18 protein-coding genes are annotated in these 19,089 nt (G+C 51.3%); 13 read left to right on the forward strand and 5 right to left on the reverse strand.

Annotated features, from left to right (window positions below):
• Positions 1 to 444 precede the first annotated feature (444 nt).
• Positions 445 to 804, forward strand: coding sequence for an anti-adapter protein IraM (iraM, locus tag EAE_RS08745; RefSeq protein ID WP_015704054.1), 360 nt, complete (start codon positions 445 to 447; stop codon positions 802 to 804).
• A gap of 67 nt (positions 805 to 871) precedes the next feature.
• Here the strand turns inward: iraM and EAE_RS08750 are convergent, their stop codons facing one another.
• Entirely contained in the window at positions 872 to 1,153 is a 282-nt protein-coding gene (locus EAE_RS08750; RefSeq protein WP_015704055.1) for a YjcB family protein, read from the reverse strand.
• A gap of 551 nt (positions 1,154 to 1,704) precedes the next feature.
• Between EAE_RS08750 and EAE_RS08755 the strand changes: the two genes are divergently transcribed.
• Positions 1,705 to 3,309 carry an EAL domain-containing protein gene (locus tag EAE_RS08755; protein ID WP_015704056.1) on the forward strand — a complete coding sequence of 535 codons (1,605 nt, stop codon included), beginning with the start codon at positions 1,705 to 1,707 and terminating at the stop codon, positions 3,307 to 3,309.
• Here the strand turns inward: EAE_RS08755 and soxS are convergent.
• Positions 3,294 to 3,623, reverse strand: coding sequence for a superoxide response transcriptional regulator SoxS (gene soxS, locus EAE_RS08760; RefSeq protein WP_015368734.1), 330 nt, complete (start codon positions 3,621 to 3,623; stop codon positions 3,294 to 3,296). The two genes, EAE_RS08755 and soxS, sit on opposite strands and share 16 nt — an antisense overlap.
• Positions 3,624 to 3,708: 85 nt before the next feature.
• Between soxS and soxR the strand changes: the two genes are divergently transcribed.
• From soxR to EAE_RS08780, 4 genes are all read left to right on the forward strand, one after another.
• Entirely contained in the window at positions 3,709 to 4,167 is a 459-nt protein-coding gene (soxR, locus tag EAE_RS08765) for a redox-sensitive transcriptional activator SoxR (RefSeq protein ID WP_015368733.1), read from the forward strand.
• A 274-nt stretch (positions 4,168 to 4,441) separates the two neighbouring features.
• Entirely contained in the window at positions 4,442 to 5,110 is a 669-nt protein-coding gene (locus EAE_RS08770; RefSeq protein ID WP_015704057.1) for a glutathione S-transferase family protein, read from the forward strand.
• Positions 5,111 to 5,482: 372 nt separating this feature from the next.
• Complete coding sequence (locus tag EAE_RS08775; RefSeq protein WP_015704058.1) at positions 5,483 to 6,832, forward strand: NCS2 family permease; 1,350 nt, start codon at positions 5,483 to 5,485, stop codon at positions 6,830 to 6,832.
• Between the two features lie 147 nt (positions 6,833 to 6,979).
• Entirely contained in the window at positions 6,980 to 8,626 is a 1,647-nt protein-coding gene (locus tag EAE_RS08780; protein WP_015368729.1) for a Na+/H+ antiporter, read from the forward strand.
• A gap of 330 nt (positions 8,627 to 8,956) precedes the next feature.
• On the opposite strand, the gene EAE_RS08785 is transcribed toward EAE_RS08780, so the two are convergent.
• Entirely contained in the window at positions 8,957 to 9,838 is an 882-nt protein-coding gene (locus EAE_RS08785; RefSeq protein WP_015704060.1) for a LysR family transcriptional regulator, read from the reverse strand.
• Positions 9,839 to 9,941: 103 nt separating this feature from the next.
• On the opposite strand from EAE_RS08785, the gene EAE_RS08790 reads away from it, so the two are divergent.
• The 7 genes from EAE_RS08790 (at position 9,942) to EAE_RS08825 (ending at position 17,035) form a co-directional block, all read left to right on the forward strand.
• Complete coding sequence (locus tag EAE_RS08790; protein WP_015368727.1) at positions 9,942 to 10,352, forward strand: CidA/LrgA family protein; 411 nt, start codon at positions 9,942 to 9,944, stop codon at positions 10,350 to 10,352.
• Positions 10,345 to 11,034, forward strand: coding sequence for an LrgB family protein (locus EAE_RS08795; RefSeq protein ID WP_015704061.1), 690 nt, complete (start codon positions 10,345 to 10,347; stop codon positions 11,032 to 11,034). The genes EAE_RS08790 and EAE_RS08795 overlap by 8 nt, the downstream gene beginning before the upstream one ends.
• A 438-nt stretch (positions 11,035 to 11,472) precedes the next feature.
• Positions 11,473 to 12,033: a fimbrial protein gene (locus tag EAE_RS08805; RefSeq protein WP_162872118.1), complete on the forward strand. Its 561-nt coding sequence runs from the start codon at positions 11,473 to 11,475 to the stop codon at positions 12,031 to 12,033.
• A 56-nt stretch (positions 12,034 to 12,089) separates the two neighbouring features.
• The gene (locus tag EAE_RS08810; RefSeq protein WP_015704063.1) at positions 12,090 to 12,779 is read left to right on the forward strand and encodes a fimbrial assembly chaperone; all 690 of its coding nucleotides are present in this window, start codon (positions 12,090 to 12,092) and stop codon (positions 12,777 to 12,779) included.
• A complete protein-coding gene (locus tag EAE_RS08815) occupies positions 12,733 to 15,318 on the forward strand; it encodes a fimbria/pilus outer membrane usher protein (RefSeq protein WP_047079364.1) in 2,586 nt (861 codons plus the stop codon). The genes EAE_RS08810 and EAE_RS08815 overlap by 47 nt, the downstream gene beginning before the upstream one ends.
• A 34-nt stretch (positions 15,319 to 15,352) precedes the next feature.
• Positions 15,353 to 15,922 carry a fimbrial protein gene (locus EAE_RS08820; RefSeq protein WP_015704065.1) on the forward strand — a complete coding sequence of 190 codons (570 nt, stop codon included), beginning with the start codon at positions 15,353 to 15,355 and terminating at the stop codon, positions 15,920 to 15,922.
• A 21-nt stretch (positions 15,923 to 15,943) separates the two neighbouring features.
• Complete coding sequence (locus EAE_RS08825; protein WP_032709618.1) at positions 15,944 to 17,035, forward strand: type 1 fimbrial protein; 1,092 nt, start codon at positions 15,944 to 15,946, stop codon at positions 17,033 to 17,035.
• 41 nt (positions 17,036 to 17,076) lie between these two features.
• Here the strand turns inward: EAE_RS08825 and actP are convergent, their stop codons facing one another.
• Positions 17,077 to 18,726, reverse strand: a complete 1,650-nt coding sequence (gene actP / locus EAE_RS08830) for a cation/acetate symporter ActP (RefSeq protein ID WP_015704067.1) — start codon at positions 18,724 to 18,726, stop codon at positions 17,077 to 17,079.
• Complete coding sequence (locus EAE_RS08835; protein WP_015704068.1) at positions 18,723 to 19,037, reverse strand: DUF485 domain-containing protein; 315 nt, start codon at positions 19,035 to 19,037, stop codon at positions 18,723 to 18,725. The genes actP and EAE_RS08835 overlap by 4 nt, the downstream gene beginning before the upstream one ends.
• Between the last annotated feature and the right edge of the window lie 52 nt (positions 19,038 to 19,089).

A 19,089-nucleotide genomic window follows, 5' to 3' on the forward strand; every position in this document is an offset into this window, starting at 1 on the left:
ACACTCTGCAGGGAGATGGTTATATTTTAGACAATGCATACGCTCTCCCGCGTCTTTTTCTGCCTACTTCCATTGCGTCGGTACGGCGGAAGAGGTATTACCGTTTCCGCTATAATACAAAAGAAGGAGGTACGGCCCTCCCTGTAGAATATTTTTTATTTGTGATCGCTAATCACTTATTTAACCTGATGGACTATCAAAATGATATTTTTGTCTGTTATTTAAAATCTATTGTAAGGTTATTTATAGACTCTGCATGGTTATGTTTTTTTAGTATTAATACATAATTCGTAGAAAGCCCGGATTAGCTTACTTCATGAGTGGTATGACCGATGTGTACCAGCCTCGTTCTATATCACACTATTAATAAGCTACCTTGCGGATAACGACCAGGAGTGCTATCACTAAATTCCCCGCCACAGATTTTACTTACAAGGATGGAAGATGAAATGGACTATTCTTAACACCCTTATCTGCCCGCATACCGGCGTTGCGTTCTCGTCAATATCGGGGCTGCGGTTTCTGAAGTTTATTATCTGGTATGAAGCCGATCTTTTATTGCTTCCCGGTGAAACAATGAAACTTTTTTCCTCTAAAGTTTTAATTAATGATCAATATCATTCATTAAAAATTTATAACATTACGCGTTATGACGATAAACAGTGGGAAACGTTAAGAGAGCGGCCAATCTGCCCGTACAATTTTGAAGCCGCGGAACCAGAATCTTGTCTTTATCAATCATATTGTGCAGTTAAGCGCTGCCCAAACGAGCGTCTACGGCCGCAGTTATGCGAACAATATTAGCCGGGGGCGCGGGGAAGGTCCTCACTGTTGCTGAAAATAAAAAAGCTTCCCGTAGGAAGCTTTTTTATCAGGTCATCATCATTGGCCATTCTGGTGGCGTCTGACTCATGACTTCAACCATGACGTCTTTAATGTTGCCCCAGATTTTGGCGACATCCACCATGGTGATGCCTAACAAGCCGGTAGCAAACCAACAGGCGGCAGCGAGGCCCAGACAGCTACAAATAATCGCTAAACCGGCATAGTCGCTTTTACGTAATTGAATATTCAGCGAGCTGGCCAGGAACATCAATACTGCGCTCACCAGGGGCCAGCGCAAAAGAACGACACTGGTAGTAATGGAAGCCATTAACTTATCCTATCTCTCAATGAAAGTCGGGGACCTTAGACAACCTGGCGCGATTATCAATTAATGAGACGCTCTGGCTATCTGGGGGCACTTCAGGGAGTGATGAAACGATAGTTTTGTTTCATCAACTTGTGTGAACTATATCACATTTGCTGATTTATTCGCCAGACAAAAAATGACCTTTTTTGACATTTAAAAACCATAAAATAACTGTGGTTAATGCCGAGGGGATGTACGCCAGCTTGTCTGGCGTCTGTTTTTCGACGCTGCTAAGGGCTGGGCGTAGACTGCCGATAATTGTTCTACGGGTTTTGTTACTTATTACGAGTAATTGTACGGAGAAACCGAATTAGTAAGTGGCTAGTGTCTTAATTATTACGAGAATGTTTCTCGATCCATCTATAAGTAAGTATGATTCATCATTATTAGGTGTGAGGTTTTTACATAAACGTGTTCGTTGCTGAAATTCGCTGTTTTTTATAACAGTCGGTAATGCCTGGTTTTTGCCCTTATACCGTGATTGAGGCGTATCGCATGGATAAAAAGCGGAAATGAGTCGTAGCGCGCCGCATAAGGCGTTCAAAATATTCTTCACCATACTGGTGGTTGTGCTGCCGGTGGTGTTGGCGTTGTGGTTCGCGCAAATTAGAGCCCGGGAAGAAATCTCCGATAGATTGCAGTCGTTTTCGCAGCTGGCGTTGCAAAAAACGGAAATGGTCATTCATGAATCCGAGCAGGCGCGCGAAAAGGCCATGCAGTTTACAGGGGTATTATGTTCCCCGCAGCATCAGCATTACATGTTGAATATTGTCCGCGGATTGCTGTATGTCGATGACCTGATTTACGCGAACGGTAACAAATTCATCTGTTCTACTGCAGTTCATCCCGAAGAGGGGTGGAGAATAGCCGCGGCGAATTACACCCGCCAGCCCGACGTCTCTATTTACTACTACCGCGATACGCCGTTTTATCCGGGCTATGATATGAATTATATGCAGCGCGGCCATTATGCCGTGGTGGTTAATCCTCTCTCTTATAGCTCGGTTATTTCCAGTGATAGAGACTTAGCCTACGGCGTCTTCGATACCAAAACGAATATGTTTTTCTCAGTGAGTAAAAACGTTGATGCCAGGGAACTACACCGCCTTATCCGCCACGAAGACGCTTTTTTTAATCAGGATGGCCGGGTTTATACCGTCGCTCATTCCTCGATTCGGCCGATTGCGGTCATCATGTCCACCTCGCGCGCCAGCTATTATGCCAGCCTGTACGATCAGGTCACCTTGACCCTGCCGTTAGGGATCATCTGCAGCATATTGATTCTGATGGTATGGTCGCGCAGCCGTCAGCAGTATCATTCACCGCGTAATAAGCTCTTGCGGGCGTTAAGCCACCGCCAGCTATGTCTGCATTATCAACCCATTATCGACATTAAGAATAATCGCTGCGTCGGCGCCGAGGCGTTGCTACGCTGGCCGGGATTTGATGGTCCGGTCATGAGTCCGGCGGAGTTTATTCCATTGGCGGAAAACTCAGGCATGATTGCTCAGGTCACAGATTACGTAGTTGACGAGTTGTTCAACGATCTTGGCGAATATTTGTCCCGACACCCGCAGCTCTATATCGCGATTAATCTTTCGGCCTCGGATTTCCACTCCGCGAGGTTGATTGCACAGATCACTGAGAAAGCGCGCAGCTATGCAGTTTGCGTGAAGCAAATCAAAATTGAAGTCACCGAAAGGGGGTTTATCGATGTGCCGAAAACCACGCCGGTGATCCAGGCTTTCCGCGAAGCGGGCTATGAGATAGCTATTGATGATTTCGGTACCGGTTATTCCAACCTGCACAATCTCTATTCGCTCAACGTCGATATTCTGAAGATTGATAAATCTTTTATCGATACGCTGACGACTAATAGCACCAGCCACCTGATTGCCGAGCATATCATCGACATGGCGCGTAGCCTGCGTTTAAAAACCATAGCTGAAGGGGTAGAAACGCTGGATCAGGTGGATTGGTTGCTTAAGCGCGGCGTGCAGTTTTGTCAGGGTTGGCATTTTGCCAGGGCAATGCCGCCACAGGAGTTTATCCAGTGGCTGGCGAAATCCCCGATCTTACTGCGTCCGCCGCACGACGGTCGTCAGGCGGAAATCTGATGACGGTAGTCGCTGGGAGTGCGATCGAACTCCCGGCGGAACACCCGTGAGAACGTCTGTTGCGAGACGTATCCCAAATCCATCGCAATATCAAAAATAGGGCGTTGCGTGGTCCTTAGCGCCTCAGCGGCGAGCAGTAGCCGGCGCTGGCGAATGTAATCACCCAGCGTTTGGTGGGTGACGGTACGGAACATCCGCTGTAGATACCATTTCGAGTATCCCGATTTTTTAGCGACTACATCAATGTTAAGTGGTTGATCGATATGTTCATCAATCCATTCAATAAGCGTTTGGATAATATCCTGATGGGACATAAAGCGGCCTCTCTCAATTCTCGATTCGTCGTTTTGTCTGCTGGCGAGTATAATTCCTCAAGTTAACTTGAGGTAAAGCGCTTTTATGGAAAAGAAACCAACCCGTATCAAAATGCTGCTCTCCCCTGGGGAAGTGGCGAAACGAACCGGCGTCGCCGTCTCGGCGCTGCACTTTTATGAAAGCAAAGGGCTTATCCGCAGCCAGCGCAACGCGGGCAATCAGCGGCGATATCGCCGCGATGTGCTGCGTGCGGTCGCTATCATCAAGATTGCGCAACGTATTGGTATTCCGCTGGCGACCATCGGCGAGGCATTCGGCGTCCTGCCGGAAGGGCATAATCTGAGCGCCAAAGAGTGGAAACAGCTGTCGTCGCAATGGCGGGAGGAGCTGGACCGGCGTATTCACACCCTGACCGCGTTGCGCGACCAGCTCGACGGCTGCATCGGTTGCGGCTGTTTATCGCGCCGCGATTGTCCGTTACGCAACCCTGGAGATAAGTTGGGTGAAGAGGGGACCGGCGCACGCCTGCTGGAAGAGGATTAATGGTGATACCTGCAAAAAACTAAAGCGCCACAACAGGGCGCTTTAGTTGTTTTCCGGTCTTTGTCTTTCGCATTATCCCGCTGGCTCACGGGAGGGTTTCCCCCGACATCGACTCCCCTCAGGTATTGCGCAATGTGTTGAAGGAGGTTCCGGATTGCGTCGACAATGTAATTGTGGCACAGCCTGCTGATTTTGCCTGTTGACGTTGCCGAAATTTTTCCGTCATTGGCCGCCTGTTTCTATAGTTAATTTGAACGAACAACAGGAGAGCGCCATGTTGACGGTCCATCACCTCAACCAATCCCGCTCGCAGCGCGTGCTGTGGGCGTTGGAAGAACTGCAATTGTCCTATCAGGTAGTCTGCTACCAGCGTGAAAAAAACATGCAGGCGCCAGCGGAACTGAAAAAAATTCACCCGTTGGGTAAATCGCCGGTGCTTGAGGATCAGGGTGTGGTGCTGGCGGAGTCCGGCGCGATTCTGGAATATCTGCAGGAGACCTATGATAGCGCTCAGCAGCTCAGACCGCTGGGGCGGGAAGAGAAACTGCAATATCGCTTCTGGCTCCATTATGCCGAGGGATCGTTAATGCCTTTGTTGTTGATGAAGCTTATCTTCGCCAGCCTCGGCAAGCCGCCGGTGCCGCTTGGCATGCGCACGTTGGGCGGGGCGTTGGGCAAAGGGGTGCAAAAAGCGTGGCTGGACAAACAGTTGGCGACCCACGCGGCGTATATAGAACAGCATCTGGCCCGTCAGCCGTGGTTTGCCGGTGACGCGTTGAGTATGGCGGATATTCAGATGAGCTTTCCGGTAATGGCGCTACTGGCGCGTGGCGGTGTTGGAGACTTGCCGCATACCCGGCGCTGGCAGCAGCAGGTTGAGTCACGTCCGGGGTGGATTAACGCTATTGAGCGCGGCGGGCCGTTTACCCTACCTGGCGGTTAATGCGCCTGAAAGCGGATTAAAACATATAAAAATGTTAATGCTTTGCGCATTGACGATAACGTTTGCGCATCGTTTGTCTATTTCCTGAGCTTTGGCGGCGAAATTTGGCAAAATACAACAAACTTCAGTTGAAAAGGGCCGTCTAAAGACAGGATAATCGTTTGCCTTTTTACTTTGCTCGTTTTTTCCCCTGCCTACAGCGGGAGCAAAGACATTCCATATACCGCATTGTATGCGCGGAGTTAAACGTTTGCTTTTTCTCAGCCTCCCTCCTGGCGCCGGGAAACAGCACAAGGAGATGGCGTTTAACTGGCAGTGGACGGTCCATCACGCATACACGCGAACGATCAAAATTTTCAGGGGAAGTTTTCTATGTCTACGCCTTCAGCGCGTACCGGCGGTTCTTTAGACGCCTGGTTTAAAATTTCAGCTCGCGGCAGTTCCGTACGTCAGGAAATCGTTGCCGGGTTAACGACCTTCCTGGCGATGGTGTACTCGGTCATTGTGGTGCCGGGAATGCTGGGGAAAGCGGGTTTTCCGCCGGCAGCGGTGTTCGTGTCGACCTGCCTGGTGGCGGGCGTCGGTTCATTAGTCATGGGCCTGTGGGCCAACCTGCCGCTGGCTATCGGCTGCGCGATTTCGCTGACCGCGTTTACCGCTTTTAGCCTGGTGCTGGGGCAGCACATCAGCATTCCAGTAGCATTAGGCGCCGTTTTCCTGATGGGGGTATTGTTCACCATTATCTCCGCTACCGGTATTCGTAGCTGGATCCTGCGCAACCTGCCGCAGGGCGTGGCGCACGGCACCGGCATCGGTATCGGCCTGTTCCTGCTGCTGATTGCCGCCAACGGCGTCGGCCTGGTGATTAAAAACCCGCTGGACGGCCTGCCGGTTGCGCTGGGCAACTTCGACAGTTTCCCGGTGATGATGTCGCTGATTGGCCTGGCGGTCATTATCGGTCTGGAAAAACTGAAAGTGCCGGGCGGCATTCTGCTGACCATCATTGGTATTTCCATTATCGGCCTGATTTTCGATCCGAACGTCCACTTCTCCGGGATTTTCGCCATGCCGTCGCTGAGCGATGACAAAGGCAATTCGCTTATTGGCAGCCTTGATATCATCGGCGCGCTGAACCCGGTGGTCTTACCAAGCGTACTGGCGCTGGTCATGACTGCAGTATTCGATGCTACCGGCACCATTCGCGCGGTTGCCGGCCAGGCTAATCTGCTGGATAAAGACGGGCAGATCATCAACGGCGGTAAAGCGCTGACTACCGACTCCCTGAGCAGCGTGTTCTCCGGCGTGGTGGGCGCGGCTCCTGCGGCGGTGTATATCGAATCGGCGGCCGGTACGGCGGCGGGCGGTAAAACCGGCCTGACGGCCGTCACCGTTGGCGTGCTGTTCCTGCTGATCCTGTTCCTTTCTCCGCTCTCCTATCTGGTGCCGGCCTACGCGACCGCGCCAGCGCTGATGTACGTTGGCCTGCTGATGCTGAGCAACGTGGCGAAAATCGACTTCAATGACTTCGTTGATGCGATGGCGGGGCTGATTACCGCGGTGTTCATCGTGCTGACCTGCAACATCGTGACCGGCATCATGATCGGTTTCGCATCGTTGGTGATTGGCCGCGTGGTATCCGGCGAGTGGCGTAAACTCAATGCGGGCACCGTGATCATCGCGGCGGCGCTGGTTATCTTCTATGCCGGCGGCTGGGCGATTTAACTTTTCCTGCTAACGACGGGCGGCTTTGGCCGCCCGTTTAATTTTTAAGCCACATCCTGTTTCCTTTTGCGTTAATCTGAGTAGCGTATCATTTCGAGACATGACGCCTCAGATGTAAAAAAAGAAAACGCAGCAAACAGGGAACACATGGAAATATTCTTCACCATACTCATTATGACCCTTGTGGTCTCACTCTCCGGGGTGGTTACACGCGTACTGCCCTTTCAGGTTCCACTACCGTTAATGCAAATCGCCATCGGCGCGCTGTTAGCCTGGCCGACCTTTGGTTTGCACGTCGAGTTCGACCCTGAACTCTTCCTCGTTCTGTTTATTCCGCCGCTGCTATTTGCCGATGGCTGGAAAACGCCGACCCGCGAATTTATCGAGCACGGGCGGGAAATCTTCGGCCTGGCGCTGGCGCTGGTGGTGGTTACCGTGGTTGGTATCGGCTTCCTGATTTACTGGATTGTGCCGGGGATCCCGCTGGTTCCGGCGTTCGCCCTGGCGGCGGTGCTGTCGCCGACCGATGCCGTGGCGCTGTCCGGTATTGTTGGCGAAGGGCGGATACCGAAGAAAATCATGGGCATCCTGCAGGGCGAAGCGCTGATGAACGACGCCTCTGGCCTGGTGTCGTTAAAATTTGCCGTTGCCGTGGCGATGGGGACGATGGTGTTCACCATTGGCGGCGCAACCGTTGAGTTCCTGAAGGTGGCGATTGGCGGCATCCTGGCCGGTTTTGTGGTCAGCTGGTTGTATGGCCGCTCAATGCGTTTCCTCAGCCGCTGGGGCGGCGATGAACCGGCAACGCAAATTGTGCTGCTGTTCCTGCTGCCGTTCGCTTCCTACCTGATTGCCGAACATATCGGTTTCTCCGGAATCCTGGCGGCGGTGGCCGCGGGTATGACCATCACCCGTTCCGGGGTGATGCGTACCGCGCCGCTGGCTATGCGCCTGCGCGCCAACAGTACCTGGGCCATGCTGGAGTTCGTGTTTAACGGCATGGTGTTCCTGCTGTTGGGCCTGCAGCTGCCGGATATCCTGTCGAGCTCGCTGGTGGCGGCGGAAGCCGATCCGAACGTTGAAACCTGGATGCTGTTCACCGATATCGTGCTGATTTACGCCGCGCTGATGCTGGTGCGTTTCGGCTGGCTGTGGACGATGCGTAAGCTTAGCCAGCGCTTCCTGAAGAAGAAACCGATGGAGTTTGGCTCCTGGACCACCCGCGAGCTGCTGATCTCCTCCGTCGCCGGGGTGCGTGGGGCGATTACCCTCGCCGGTGTGCTATCGATTCCGCTACTGCTGCCGGACGGCAACGTCTTCCCGGCGCGTTACGAGCTTATTTTCCTTGCCGCCGGGGTGATTCTTTTCTCCCTGTTTGTCGGGGTGATCGCGTTGCCGATTCTGCTGCGGCGTATTGAGTCCACCGACCACGTACAGCAGCGCAAAGAAGAGCGTCTGGCGCGCGCCGCGACGGCGGATGTGGCGATTGTCGCGATTCAGAAAATGGAAGAACGCCTGGCGGCGGATACCAAAGAGAATATCGACAACCAGCTGCTGACCGAGGTGAGTTCGCGTGTCATCGGTAATTTGCGTCGCCGCGTAGATGGGCGTAACGATGTCGAAACCTCGATGCTGGAAGAGAGCCTTGAGCGCCGTTTCCGTCTGGCGGCGCTGCGTTCGGAACGTGGTGAGCTGTACCACCTGCGCGCGACGCGGCAAATCAGCAACGAGACGTTGCAGAAACTGCTGCACGATCTCGACCTGTTAGAAGCGCTGTTAATCGAAGATCAGTAACCTTCGCCCCGGTAAGCGCGACGCTTATCGGGGCTACTCGCGGTGCCGTTTTTTGTCGGGTAGCGGCTAACGCCTTACCCGACCTTCGGTCCTACGGTCCGTGCGGCCTGCCTTTAATTTATTCACTATGCTGGCTGAAACTGCCGGTACCAATGGCCTCAAAATCCCCCGGTGGCGCTGCCGCTTACCGGGGCTACAGCGCTGTGCGATTTGGTAGCCCGGAGAAGGCGCAATGCGCCGCCTCCGGGAAAAATCCTTAAAAAGTTGCCAACCGATAACAGTATCGACAGTCTATATGTAGCCCCGGTAAGCGTTAGCGCGACCGGGGAATTACTCCAGCCAGAACGTTTTACTGCACTCCAGCCACGCCTGGGCGCTGCGCGACATATACACCCCTTCCCGCCAGATCATCCCTAATTCCCAACGTAATTGGCTCTCCAGCGGGATCCAATAAAAATCCTCGGCGTCAAGACGCTGGCAAATCGGCTCCGGCAAAATCGCCACGCCAATGCCCGCCTGCACCATCGCCGCCAGAAAATCCCACTGGCCGCTGCGCACGGCGATACGCGGCTTCACGTCATGCTCGGCAAACAGTCGCATCAGTTGCTGGCTAAGGGCGAAATCTTCGTTGTAGATAACCAACGGATGCTGCGCCAGCTTTTGCGGCGAGATCGAGGTGATACCCTGCCACTGCGCCGTCTTCGGTACGAGGACGCAGAGCGGATGGCTAAAGAGCGACAGCGTGGTCAGACCGCTGGCCTCATCGACCGGTAGCGCGGTCATCGCCAGATCGAGTTCGCCGTTGCTAACCGCCTGCTGCACCGTCAACCCGCCGAACTCGGAAATTTTCAGCTCCACGCCGGGATAACGCAGGCGAAAGCGGCTGATGGGCTCGGCCATCAGCATGCCGACCATCGGCGGGATCCCCAGGCGCAGCACGCCTTTATTCAGATGGTTGATATCGCTGAGCTCGGCTTTTAACTGGCTGAATTCGCCGAGGATAGCCTGGCCGCGTTCGAACACTACCCGGCCGGTATCGGTTAATAAGAGCTTACGGCCATCACGGATAAGCAGGGTGCAATTGAGCTCGTCTTCCAGATTTTTGAGCATCTTGCTGATGGTGGGCTGCGTGACGAAGAGTTTCTCCGCTGCGCGGGTAAAGCTTTGCTGGCGGACGACTTCGACAAAATACCGCAACGTACGTATATCCATGATTATTCCCTGAGACTATACCTGTGATGATTTTAATTCATTTCTGTCCGCAAGGGCGGCTCTCTATACTGCACCCCTGACTTATTTTTAGGGAATTCCGCTCATGGCCTTCGCGCCAGCACGTGTTGCGCCTTTCGTGATGCAACGTCTTCAGGTACCGGTTCAGGTACTGCTCTATGCCGGGTTGTTTGTCTGCGCTGAATATCTGGTTAATTGGCTACATCTCCCGCTTCCTGCCAATCTTGTCGGCATGTTGATGCTGCTGATGCTTATCGTCTGCCGGGTGATACCGCTAAACTGGGTGCGTGCAGGCGCGCGCTGGCTACTGGCGGAGATGCTGCTGTTTTTCGTCCCGGCGGTGGTTGCCGTCGTTAACTATGCGCAACTGCTGATGATAGACGGCTGGCGCATCTTCCTCGTCATCGGGCTAAGCACCACCATGGTACTGGGCGCCACGGCCTGGGTAGTGGATAAGGTCTATCGCTACGAAGTGAGCAGGTTGAAAGATGAGTGATTTTACCCTGAGCGTGCTGTGCCTGGCGGTCACCCTCGGGCTCTATTTCGCCAATAAACGCCTCTATCGCCGCTTCCACAAACTGCCGTTGATGCCGCTGGTGCTCACACCGGTACTGTTGGTGCTGATCCTCGTCTTTGGTCATATTTCCTACCAGAGCTATATGGGCGAGTCGCACTGGCTATTGTGGCTATTAGGGCCGGCCACCATCGCCTTCGCCGTACCGGTCTATGACAACATGGCGATTATTAAGCGTCACTGGATGTCGTTGACCGCCGGTGTCGTGACGGCTTCGGTGGTGGCGGTGACCACTTCCGTCTGGCTGGCGCGTCTATTTACTCTTTCTGATGAGATCCAGCGAAGCCTGGCGGTACGCTCGGTGACCACTCCGTTTGCGCTGGCGGCAGCGAAACCGCTCGGCGGCCAACCGGATCTGGTGGCGTTATTTGTGGTGGTTACCGGAGTCTTCGGCATGGCGATTGGCGACGTGCTGTTCTTACGCCTGTCGATCAGCGCCGGAATGGCGAAAGGGGCTGGGTTCGGCGCAGCGTCGCACGGCGCCGGGACTGCCCGCTCCTACGAACTTGGCCAGCAGGAGGGCGTGGTCGCCAGCCTGGTAATGATGCTCTCCGGCGTGGTAATGGTTCTGGCGGCGCCGCTAGTACGCTGGGCAATATTTTAATATTCAGCAGTTTTACCTCAAAGTGCAGCAGGTAAGGCTGCTGATATTAGAATGATTTAAGAAACTACGTATATATAAGACGTTTGGCTTAATTGATATTTAAAGTGTTTAGGCCTTATTCCGAATCCATCAAAATGCATTAACTTTCTTTATGGCTGAAGGTGTATCTAATTGGTTGATGTTTATGGTTTTATATTGTGTGATGACAGATGATGAATCTCAGCTAATAAGTGATGTTAGCTCTTCTTATTGAAAAATATTTTCTGCACGATATTCTTTTTACGTGGGCTATTATTATTGAATGGATTCAATGAGTGACCACGTGATCAAATAAATTGCTCTTATCATTATTGGCATAGCAAATTTGTAATGCGAATATTGAATTCCATTCTCTAATATACCTGCACGAAGCAATTGACGGATTGATTGTCATTTACAATGGATATGGGAATTCATATGAAAATTAATAAGAAATATGCGTTAAGCGCGCTGGCAATTTCTGCCTCCTGCATGCTGTCGACTTTTACACAAGCTGCATCGAATACTATCACTTTCAACGGTACCGTTTCTGATACCACCTGTACCGCAACAATTGATGGTGGAGTGACATCTATCGAAATGGGTACCACTTCAGTAGCGGACTTGAAAGCGAATACCTTTGGTGCAGCGAAGAATTTTTCATTTTCACTCGCTAACTGTCCTGCTACTGAAGAAGGGGGCAACGCTGTCGCCCGCATCACCTTCGGTGGCGAGGCAGATGCTGCGAACAGTGATTACTTCAAAAACCAGGCCACGAGTTCTGCTGCTTCCGGCGTTGCGGTCGCCATTTTTGATCAAGAGGGTAATCTGCTGAAAAATAACGAAGAAGGTGCCGATGTCGATATTTCATCCGGGGCAGCGACTATTCCCTTTACTGTGAAAATGGTCAAGTCAGGCGCTTCTGATCCTACGAAAGGTACGGTAAATACGACAGTTACCTATAACGTGACTTACTATTAATTTATTTTATACGGAGAAAGGGGAGCTGGGTGTAGATTCCCCTTTATTATGGATATATGAGAAATTGTTTATTCTTTATTAGCTTATTGCTAGCTTTTTCGAATGCACAAGCGAGCGTGGTGGTGGGCGCGACTCGTGTGATATTTGATGGCGCCAAAGAGAGTACGGTGGTTGGTGTTGATAATAAAGATAATACTACTAATATTGTTCAGTCCTGGCTTTCTGTCGTTGATACGTCATCGCCAGTAAAAGACGCTTTTATTATTACACCGCCGCTATTCCGATTAAATTCGGGAGAGAAAGGATTTGTCCGGATCGTGCGCTCAGGGAAACCATTGCCAACAGATCGCGAGTCTATGCTCTGGTTAAATGTTAAAGGCATACCCGCGATGGACAATATGCCAGATAAAAATACGGTGCAGTTTGCCATTAACTCTAAAATTAAACTTATTTATCGTCCAAAAGAACTACAGGGCCAAATACCAGAAAACTATGCGGATAAATTACAATGGCGCCGCGATAGCAATTTTTATAGTGTTATAAATCATTCACCATTGTATATGAACTTCTCACAAATAAAGATTAGTGGTCAGAATATATCTGGAATATGGTTCGTTGCACCATTTTCTACGTTAAAGATACCGGCAAAAGCTGTTTTATCCTCTGCGGGAAGTAAAGAAATCACATGGAGCGTGATTAATGATTATGGCATGGCAGGGAAAAAATATTCCGCAATCATACAGTAGCATTGCTCTGTTTCAGACTCCAGGGTATATCGGAGTAGCATTTCTGCTATACGTTACTACCCTAAGTTCTGGCGCGCAAGCCGGAGAATACTTCAACCCTCATTTACTGGAAGTGACTGAAAGTAGTGCTACCGCTGTGGATTTATCCTGGTTATCTCAGGATACGATTCCTCCCGGCAGTTATAATCTGGATATTTATATTAATGATAAATATATATCTTCCGAGGTTGTTGAATTTAAAAAAAACACAGATAACCAGCAGATAAAGGTTCAACCCTGCATTGGCGTTGAGCTGTTAAGATCATGGTCGATTAATACCGAGCGTTATCCGCAGTTAGCGGATATGGCAACGCATTGTGCCCGTCTGTCTGTTATTCCTGGCCTTGAATACTCCGTATCGTTATCGCAGCAGCGCCTCGCACTTTCCGTGCCGCAGGCGGCGTTGCTTAATCGCCCTGGAGACTATGTTCCGGAAGAACAGTGGCAGCAAGGAATAAACGCGGGTTTGCTTAACTACAGTTTGTCGGGGCAATGGAATACACCGCGGCACGGCGGTAGCGCCACCGAAAGTCAGTTTGCGAGTTTGCAGCCTGGCATAAATCTGGGGCCGTGGCGTCTTCGCAACTATAGCACGTTTGATCATGGCGATGGCGGCAGCCACTGGCAATCGGTGTATAGCTATCTTGCTCGCGATATTCATACCTTGAGAAGCCAATTCGTTCTGGGTAATACGTATACCTCATCAGGTATATATGACAGTATGAATTTTACTGGTCTGCAACTAAGCTCTGATAAGGAAATGCTGCCGGACAGTCTGCATGGTTTCGCGCCAACGATTAAAGGTATCGCGCGTACTACCGCTGAGGTCACCGTTTATCAGAATGGTTACAGTATCTATAAAACAACGGTTGCCCCCGGGGCCTTCGAGATTAAGGATCTTTATTCAACGGGGAGCGCAGGCGATCTCAACGTTAATATTAAAGAGTCCGATGGTAGTGAGCAAAATTTTATTGTGCCTTATGCGTCGCTTGCCATTTTGCAGCGAGAGGGGCAGTTGGACTATGCCTTTAGTAGCGGAAAAACGCGCGCGACCAGTTCTGGCGATAAAGAATATAATTTTATCCAGTCGACAGCGGCATACGGCGTTTCAAGCAATATTACGTTATATGCTGGATTGCAACAGGCTGAAGATAAATATACTAATATATTAATGGGTTCTGGTTTTAACTTAGGCAGTATTGGCGCGTTGTCGTTTGACGCTTCTCAGTCATTGGCAGATATTAAACAAAACGAAACCCGTTCTACGTTATCGCAAAAAAAAGGACAATCCTTACGTCTGCGCTTTAGTAAGAGCTTTATACGGACGGGAACTAATTTTTCGGTTGCGGGTTATCGCTATTCTACCGCGGGATATTACTCCTTTCAGGATTTTATCGATAATGCCTCAAATGACCGCGATTGTTGTACCTTAAATGGTCGGAAAAAAGGGCGCTTTGATGCCTCAATATCGCAATCACTATTTGGACACGGTTCTCTGTCGCTTTCTTTAGTCAATGAAACCTACTGGGATAGTTCGCGAATGGAGTCTCTGGGTATTGGCTATAGCGGGTCTGTGGGAAAAGTCTCGTATTTTATTAATTACTCATATAACCGAAACGTGCAAAGTAGCGAAAATAGTACCGAGACTAAACCTGACAGCGATACCCTTGTGTCTTTAACGCTGTCTCTGCCGCTCGGCGAGAGTCTCTCATCTAACTACAGCATGAGCTCTGGCCGTACCAGCGACACTACCCACAGCGTAGGACTGAACGGTATGATGCTGGCGGATCGATCGCTTAACTGGAATATTCAGCAAGGTTATAACGCCAGTAATAAAAGCACTTCCGGAAATATTGGCGTGGATTATCAGAGTTCCAGAGGGGATATTTCCGGCGGTTACGGCTATGACCATTATAGCAACCATTATAACTATTCATTACGCGGTGGCATGATCGCCCACGCCGGTGGACTCACGCTTTCCCGATTCCTCGGCGAGAGTTCCGCCCTGATTGCCACGCCCGGTGTGGGTGATGTGGCGGTACGCGGACAAACCAATGTCACTACCGATTCCACAGGTTACGCAATTGTGCCATATATTCGGCCGTACCATATTAATAACCTGTCATTGGATGAACAGCAGATTGCAGGTGCGGAGATCGATAATGTGGTGAAAAACGTGGTACCGACGCGCAACGCGATAGTGAGAGTGCAATACGATACTTATATTGGAGCGAAAGCGATGGTCACTTTAAAGACGCGGACCGGCGTCGCGCCGTTCGGCGCCATTGTGACTTTAGAAAAACAGCCGCAACGGCGCCAGGATATTCGCAGCAATATTGTTGGTGATGACGGGCAGGTTTATATGACAGGGCTTCAGCAAAAAGGAACCATGCTGGTGAAATGGGGTGAGGGAGACAATGAACAATGCCGCGCAAACTATGATTTGACGGGTAGAGAAAAAAGCCAGGAGATTATTTTTTATCAAACACTGTGTCATTAATTTATGCAATTGCTCAAAGCAATGGGGTTTTATAATGGGTGATGTTAAAAATATTGGCGGTATCTTGATCTGTTTATTAGGTTATTTAATCTGTGGGTTGTTTGTTATTTCGCCACCAGTTTTCGCCTATGAGGATTCAAGTACGCTCAATTTTAATGTTTCCGGAAACATTGAGGAGCCATCCTGTAACGTTGAAATAAAACCCTCTACCACCATTGATCTAGGCACGGTGTCGTATCAAACGCTTACCGGTAAAGCGGGTTCTAGTGGGGAAAGCACGCCGGTTAAGCTTGAGTTTAGTAACTGCTCCGCGGGAATCTCTACGGTCACCTTATCCTTCAGTGGCTCCTATTTTGATGATGCCCATGCTTCAATTTATAAAAACTATCAAACCGGTAGTGATGGGGCCAGCGGTGTCGGAATGCAACTGCTTAGCCAGGCGGATAACCAGCCATTAGGGCCGAACGATCGGTATGTTTATACGTTTGATGATAGTGCTGGCTCTCATACATTTAACATGATCGCCAGAATGTATTCACCCTACGGAAAAATTAGTGCTGGCATTGTGGGATTTACCGCGACCTTTGATGTCACCTATAAATAACTATTACATGCAGGAGGATGCATGAAAAAATTTATCTGGCTAGCTCTGTTCCTGTTTACTGAGTTTAGCTGGGGGTGTGGCGGGGCAAATTACGGTGATATATCCATGACTAATTTACCTGAGAAGATTTTAGTTAGTGCCGGGAATTACTCAGCCGGAACAGTATTATATGACTCAGGAAAAATAACTCATTCGTCAACCGCTCTAACTAATTGTGAAGGAAATATCTACGCTCTCTTTCAGTGGGCCTCAAATAATGCAGGTAGTTTACTCGGGGATAATATCTATACCACCTCGTTACAAGGCGTTGGATTGAGAGTCAAAGTCTGGCTAAACATTACCGGGGAATATGACGGCGATAGTGGTGATTTCAGTAGTGACTATCAGACGCATTTTATTGGTGATGCTAATTACTATCTTGGTAAACCTTCCGGGCTACTGGATTATTATGCTTCAACCAGTTATTCACCCGCTTACCAGCTGCAGTTAGTGGCGACAGGCGGTCCAATAGCGACAAATAGTAAACTGTCTTTGACCGATCCGATCGCTACGGTTTCTGCGAAAGATAGCACAGGCACTATCGTGATTTCGCAACTGCATATTAGCGGCACCACCACGATTCAACTGACCCCGATGGGCTGTGTAACCAATAGCTCGGGGCTGAACTTCGAGATGGGTACGGTCAGCGCTTCGGCGTTTAATTCAGCGACGAAAGTGGGCTCAGCTCGGCAGTCGGTCACGCTCTCCTGCGAACCGGGCACTAACGTCTCGATGCGGGTGACGGCGGCACAAGCGGGCGGTGATAATCCTGATAACACGGTGATGGCGCTGACAGCAGATAGCAATGTCGCCACCGGTGTTGGCGTCCAGCTCAATCTGAATGGCGAGGCGCTACCGTTGAATACGGATATCAGTTTGTATTCTTCAAGCCGCACGACGGTGACCAATAGCGACGCGGATGCCGGTTATACCGTCTTTACCAACCCTGATAGCCCCGGCGGTGCTACCGCTTTGCAGACATTATCGTTTTCCGCCAACTATTATAAGACGGGGGCTGAGGTGACGGCGGGGCCGGCAAATGCGAGCGGGGTGATAACCTTTACCTATAACTAAAACACAGCCTCTTCCTCAAGGCGAGGAAGAGGCTGATACACTTAGTGCGCCTGACCGCGTTCGATACCGATACCGGTTTGCGAACGGATAAACTGAGCGCGGAACTGCTCGCGCTCGCGCATCCCTTCGGCGGAGTTATCGGTAATCGAGAACAGCCAGATGCCGATGAACGCGATGGCGATGGAGAACAGCGCCGGGTATTCATACGGGAAGACCGCTTTCTCGTGACCGAGGATCTGCACCCAAATGGTTGGGCCGAGGATCATTAAAATCACCGCAGTGAGCAGGCCGAGCCAGCCGCCGATCATCGCGCCGCGGGTGGTCAGCTTCGACCAGTACATCGACAGCAGGATAATCGGGAAGTTACAGCTGGCAGCGATAGAGAACGCCAGGCCGACCATGAAGGCGATATTTTGGTTTTCGAACAAAATCCCCAGCAGAATCGCCACCACGCCCAGGATCAGCACGGTAATTTTCGACACTTTCAGCTCTTCACGTTCGGTCGCCCCTTTCTTGAACACGTTGGCATACAGGTCATGAGAGACCGCTGATGCCCCCGCCAGCGTCAGCCCGGCGACCACCGCCAGGATCGTGGCGAAAGCCACCGCCGAGATAAAGCCGAGGAACAGGTTACCGCCAACGGCATCCGCCAGATGTACCGCCGCCATGTTATTGCCGCCGATAAGCTGACCGGCGGCATCTTTAAACGCCGGATTCGCTCCCACCAGCATGATGGCGCCGAAGCCGATGATAAAGGTCAGAATATAGAAGTAGCCCATGAAACCGGTGGCGTAGAATACGCTCTTACGCGCTTCTTTGGCGTCGCTCACGGTGAAGAAGCGCATCAGGATGTGCGGCAGACCCGCGGTACCGAACATCAAGCCAAGACCCAGCGACAGCGCCGATATCGGGTCTTTCACCAGCCCGCCGGGGCTCATGATTGCCGCCCCTTTCGGGTGCACCGCCATCGCTTCGGCGAACAGATTATTGAAGCTGAAGCCGACGTGCTTCATCACCATAAAGGCCATAAAGCTGGCGCCGAACAGCAGCAGGACCGCTTTGATAATCTGTACCCAGGTGGTGGCGAGCATGCCGCCGAACAGCACGTACAACACCATCAGCACGCCGACCAGCACCACCGCCACGTGATAGTTGAGGCCGAACAGCAACTGGATGAGCTTACCGGCGCCAACCATCTGCGCAATCAGATACAGCGCCACCACCACCAGCGAACCGCAGGCGGAGAGGGTGCGGATCGGCCCCTGCTTCAGGCGGTAAGACGCTACGTCGGCAAAGGTGTAACGGCCGAGGTTACGCAGGCGTTCGGCGATCAGAAACAGAATAATCGGCCAGCCGACAAGGAAGCCGAGCGAATAGATCAGTCCATCGTAGCCGGAGGTGTAGACCAGCGCCGAAATGCCGAGGAACGAGGCCGCGGACATAAAGTCGCCGGAAATCGCCAGCCCGTTCTGGAAGCCGGTAATATTGCCGCCAGCGGTGTAGTAATCGCTGCGCGAACGGACGCGTTTTGACGCCCAGTAAGTGATGTACAGCGTCAGGGCGACGAAAATCACGAACATGATAATCGCCTGCCAGTTAGTCGGCTGACGCTGCACCGCGCCGGTAATGGCATCGGCGGCGTTAGCGGCGAAAGGGAGCGTGGCGGCAAGCGCCGTCAGGACTTTTTTCATGATGCTTGCACCTCGCTGATCACGCTTTTGGTCAACTTGTCGTATTCGCCGTTTGCCCGCCAGACGTAAATCCCGGTCAGGACGAAGGACACAATAATGACGCCGATACCAATAGGGATGCCGCGGGTCACGCTGGTGCCTTCATGCAGAGGCGTCCCCAGCCAGCCGGGCGCGAAGGCGATAAGCAAAATAAAGCCTACGTAAATGACCAACATAATGACTGACAGAATGGCGGCAAACCGTTGCCGTGATGCAACTAACTCCCTGAAATGCGCACTATTTTCTATCCGCTGACAAATTTGTTCATTCATCTTCGCGTCTCCAGAGGTAACCCTTATGTCATCCATCGGCTATCCGTCGGCA

The organism is Klebsiella aerogenes KCTC 2190 (assembly GCF_000215745.1).
In the GTDB taxonomy this organism is placed as follows: domain Bacteria; phylum Pseudomonadota; class Gammaproteobacteria; order Enterobacterales; family Enterobacteriaceae; genus Klebsiella; species Klebsiella aerogenes.

Bases quoted from the DNA above. Each gene is read 5' to 3' on its own strand.
- iraM (WP_015704054.1), top strand. From the start codon at position 445: ATGAAATGGACTATTCTTAACACCCTTATCTGCCCGCATACCGGCGTT.
- EAE_RS08750 (WP_015704055.1), bottom strand. From the start codon at position 1,153: ATGGCTTCCATTACTACCAGTGTCGTTCTTTTGCGCTGGCCCCTGGTG.
- EAE_RS08755 (WP_015704056.1), top strand. From the start codon at position 1,705: ATGAGTCGTAGCGCGCCGCATAAGGCGTTCAAAATATTCTTCACCATA.
- soxS (WP_015368734.1), bottom strand. From the start codon at position 3,623: ATGTCCCATCAGGATATTATCCAAACGCTTATTGAATGGATTGATGAA.
- soxR (WP_015368733.1), top strand. From the start codon at position 3,709: ATGGAAAAGAAACCAACCCGTATCAAAATGCTGCTCTCCCCTGGGGAA.
- EAE_RS08770 (WP_015704057.1), top strand. From the start codon at position 4,442: ATGTTGACGGTCCATCACCTCAACCAATCCCGCTCGCAGCGCGTGCTG.
- EAE_RS08775 (WP_015704058.1), top strand. From the start codon at position 5,483: ATGTCTACGCCTTCAGCGCGTACCGGCGGTTCTTTAGACGCCTGGTTT.
- EAE_RS08780 (WP_015368729.1), top strand. From the start codon at position 6,980: ATGGAAATATTCTTCACCATACTCATTATGACCCTTGTGGTCTCACTC.
- EAE_RS08785 (WP_015704060.1), bottom strand. From the start codon at position 9,838: ATGGATATACGTACGTTGCGGTATTTTGTCGAAGTCGTCCGCCAGCAA.
- EAE_RS08790 (WP_015368727.1), top strand. From the start codon at position 9,942: ATGGCCTTCGCGCCAGCACGTGTTGCGCCTTTCGTGATGCAACGTCTT.
- EAE_RS08795 (WP_015704061.1), top strand. From the start codon at position 10,345: ATGAGTGATTTTACCCTGAGCGTGCTGTGCCTGGCGGTCACCCTCGGG.
- EAE_RS08805 (WP_162872118.1), top strand. From the start codon at position 11,473: ATGGATATGGGAATTCATATGAAAATTAATAAGAAATATGCGTTAAGC.
- EAE_RS08810 (WP_015704063.1), top strand. From the start codon at position 12,090: ATGAGAAATTGTTTATTCTTTATTAGCTTATTGCTAGCTTTTTCGAAT.
- EAE_RS08815 (WP_047079364.1), top strand. From the start codon at position 12,733: ATGATTATGGCATGGCAGGGAAAAAATATTCCGCAATCATACAGTAGC.
- EAE_RS08820 (WP_015704065.1), top strand. From the start codon at position 15,353: ATGGGTGATGTTAAAAATATTGGCGGTATCTTGATCTGTTTATTAGGT.
- EAE_RS08825 (WP_032709618.1), top strand. From the start codon at position 15,944: ATGAAAAAATTTATCTGGCTAGCTCTGTTCCTGTTTACTGAGTTTAGC.
- actP (WP_015704067.1), bottom strand. From the start codon at position 18,726: ATGAAAAAAGTCCTGACGGCGCTTGCCGCCACGCTCCCTTTCGCCGCT.
- EAE_RS08835 (WP_015704068.1), bottom strand. From the start codon at position 19,037: ATGAATGAACAAATTTGTCAGCGGATAGAAAATAGTGCGCATTTCAGG.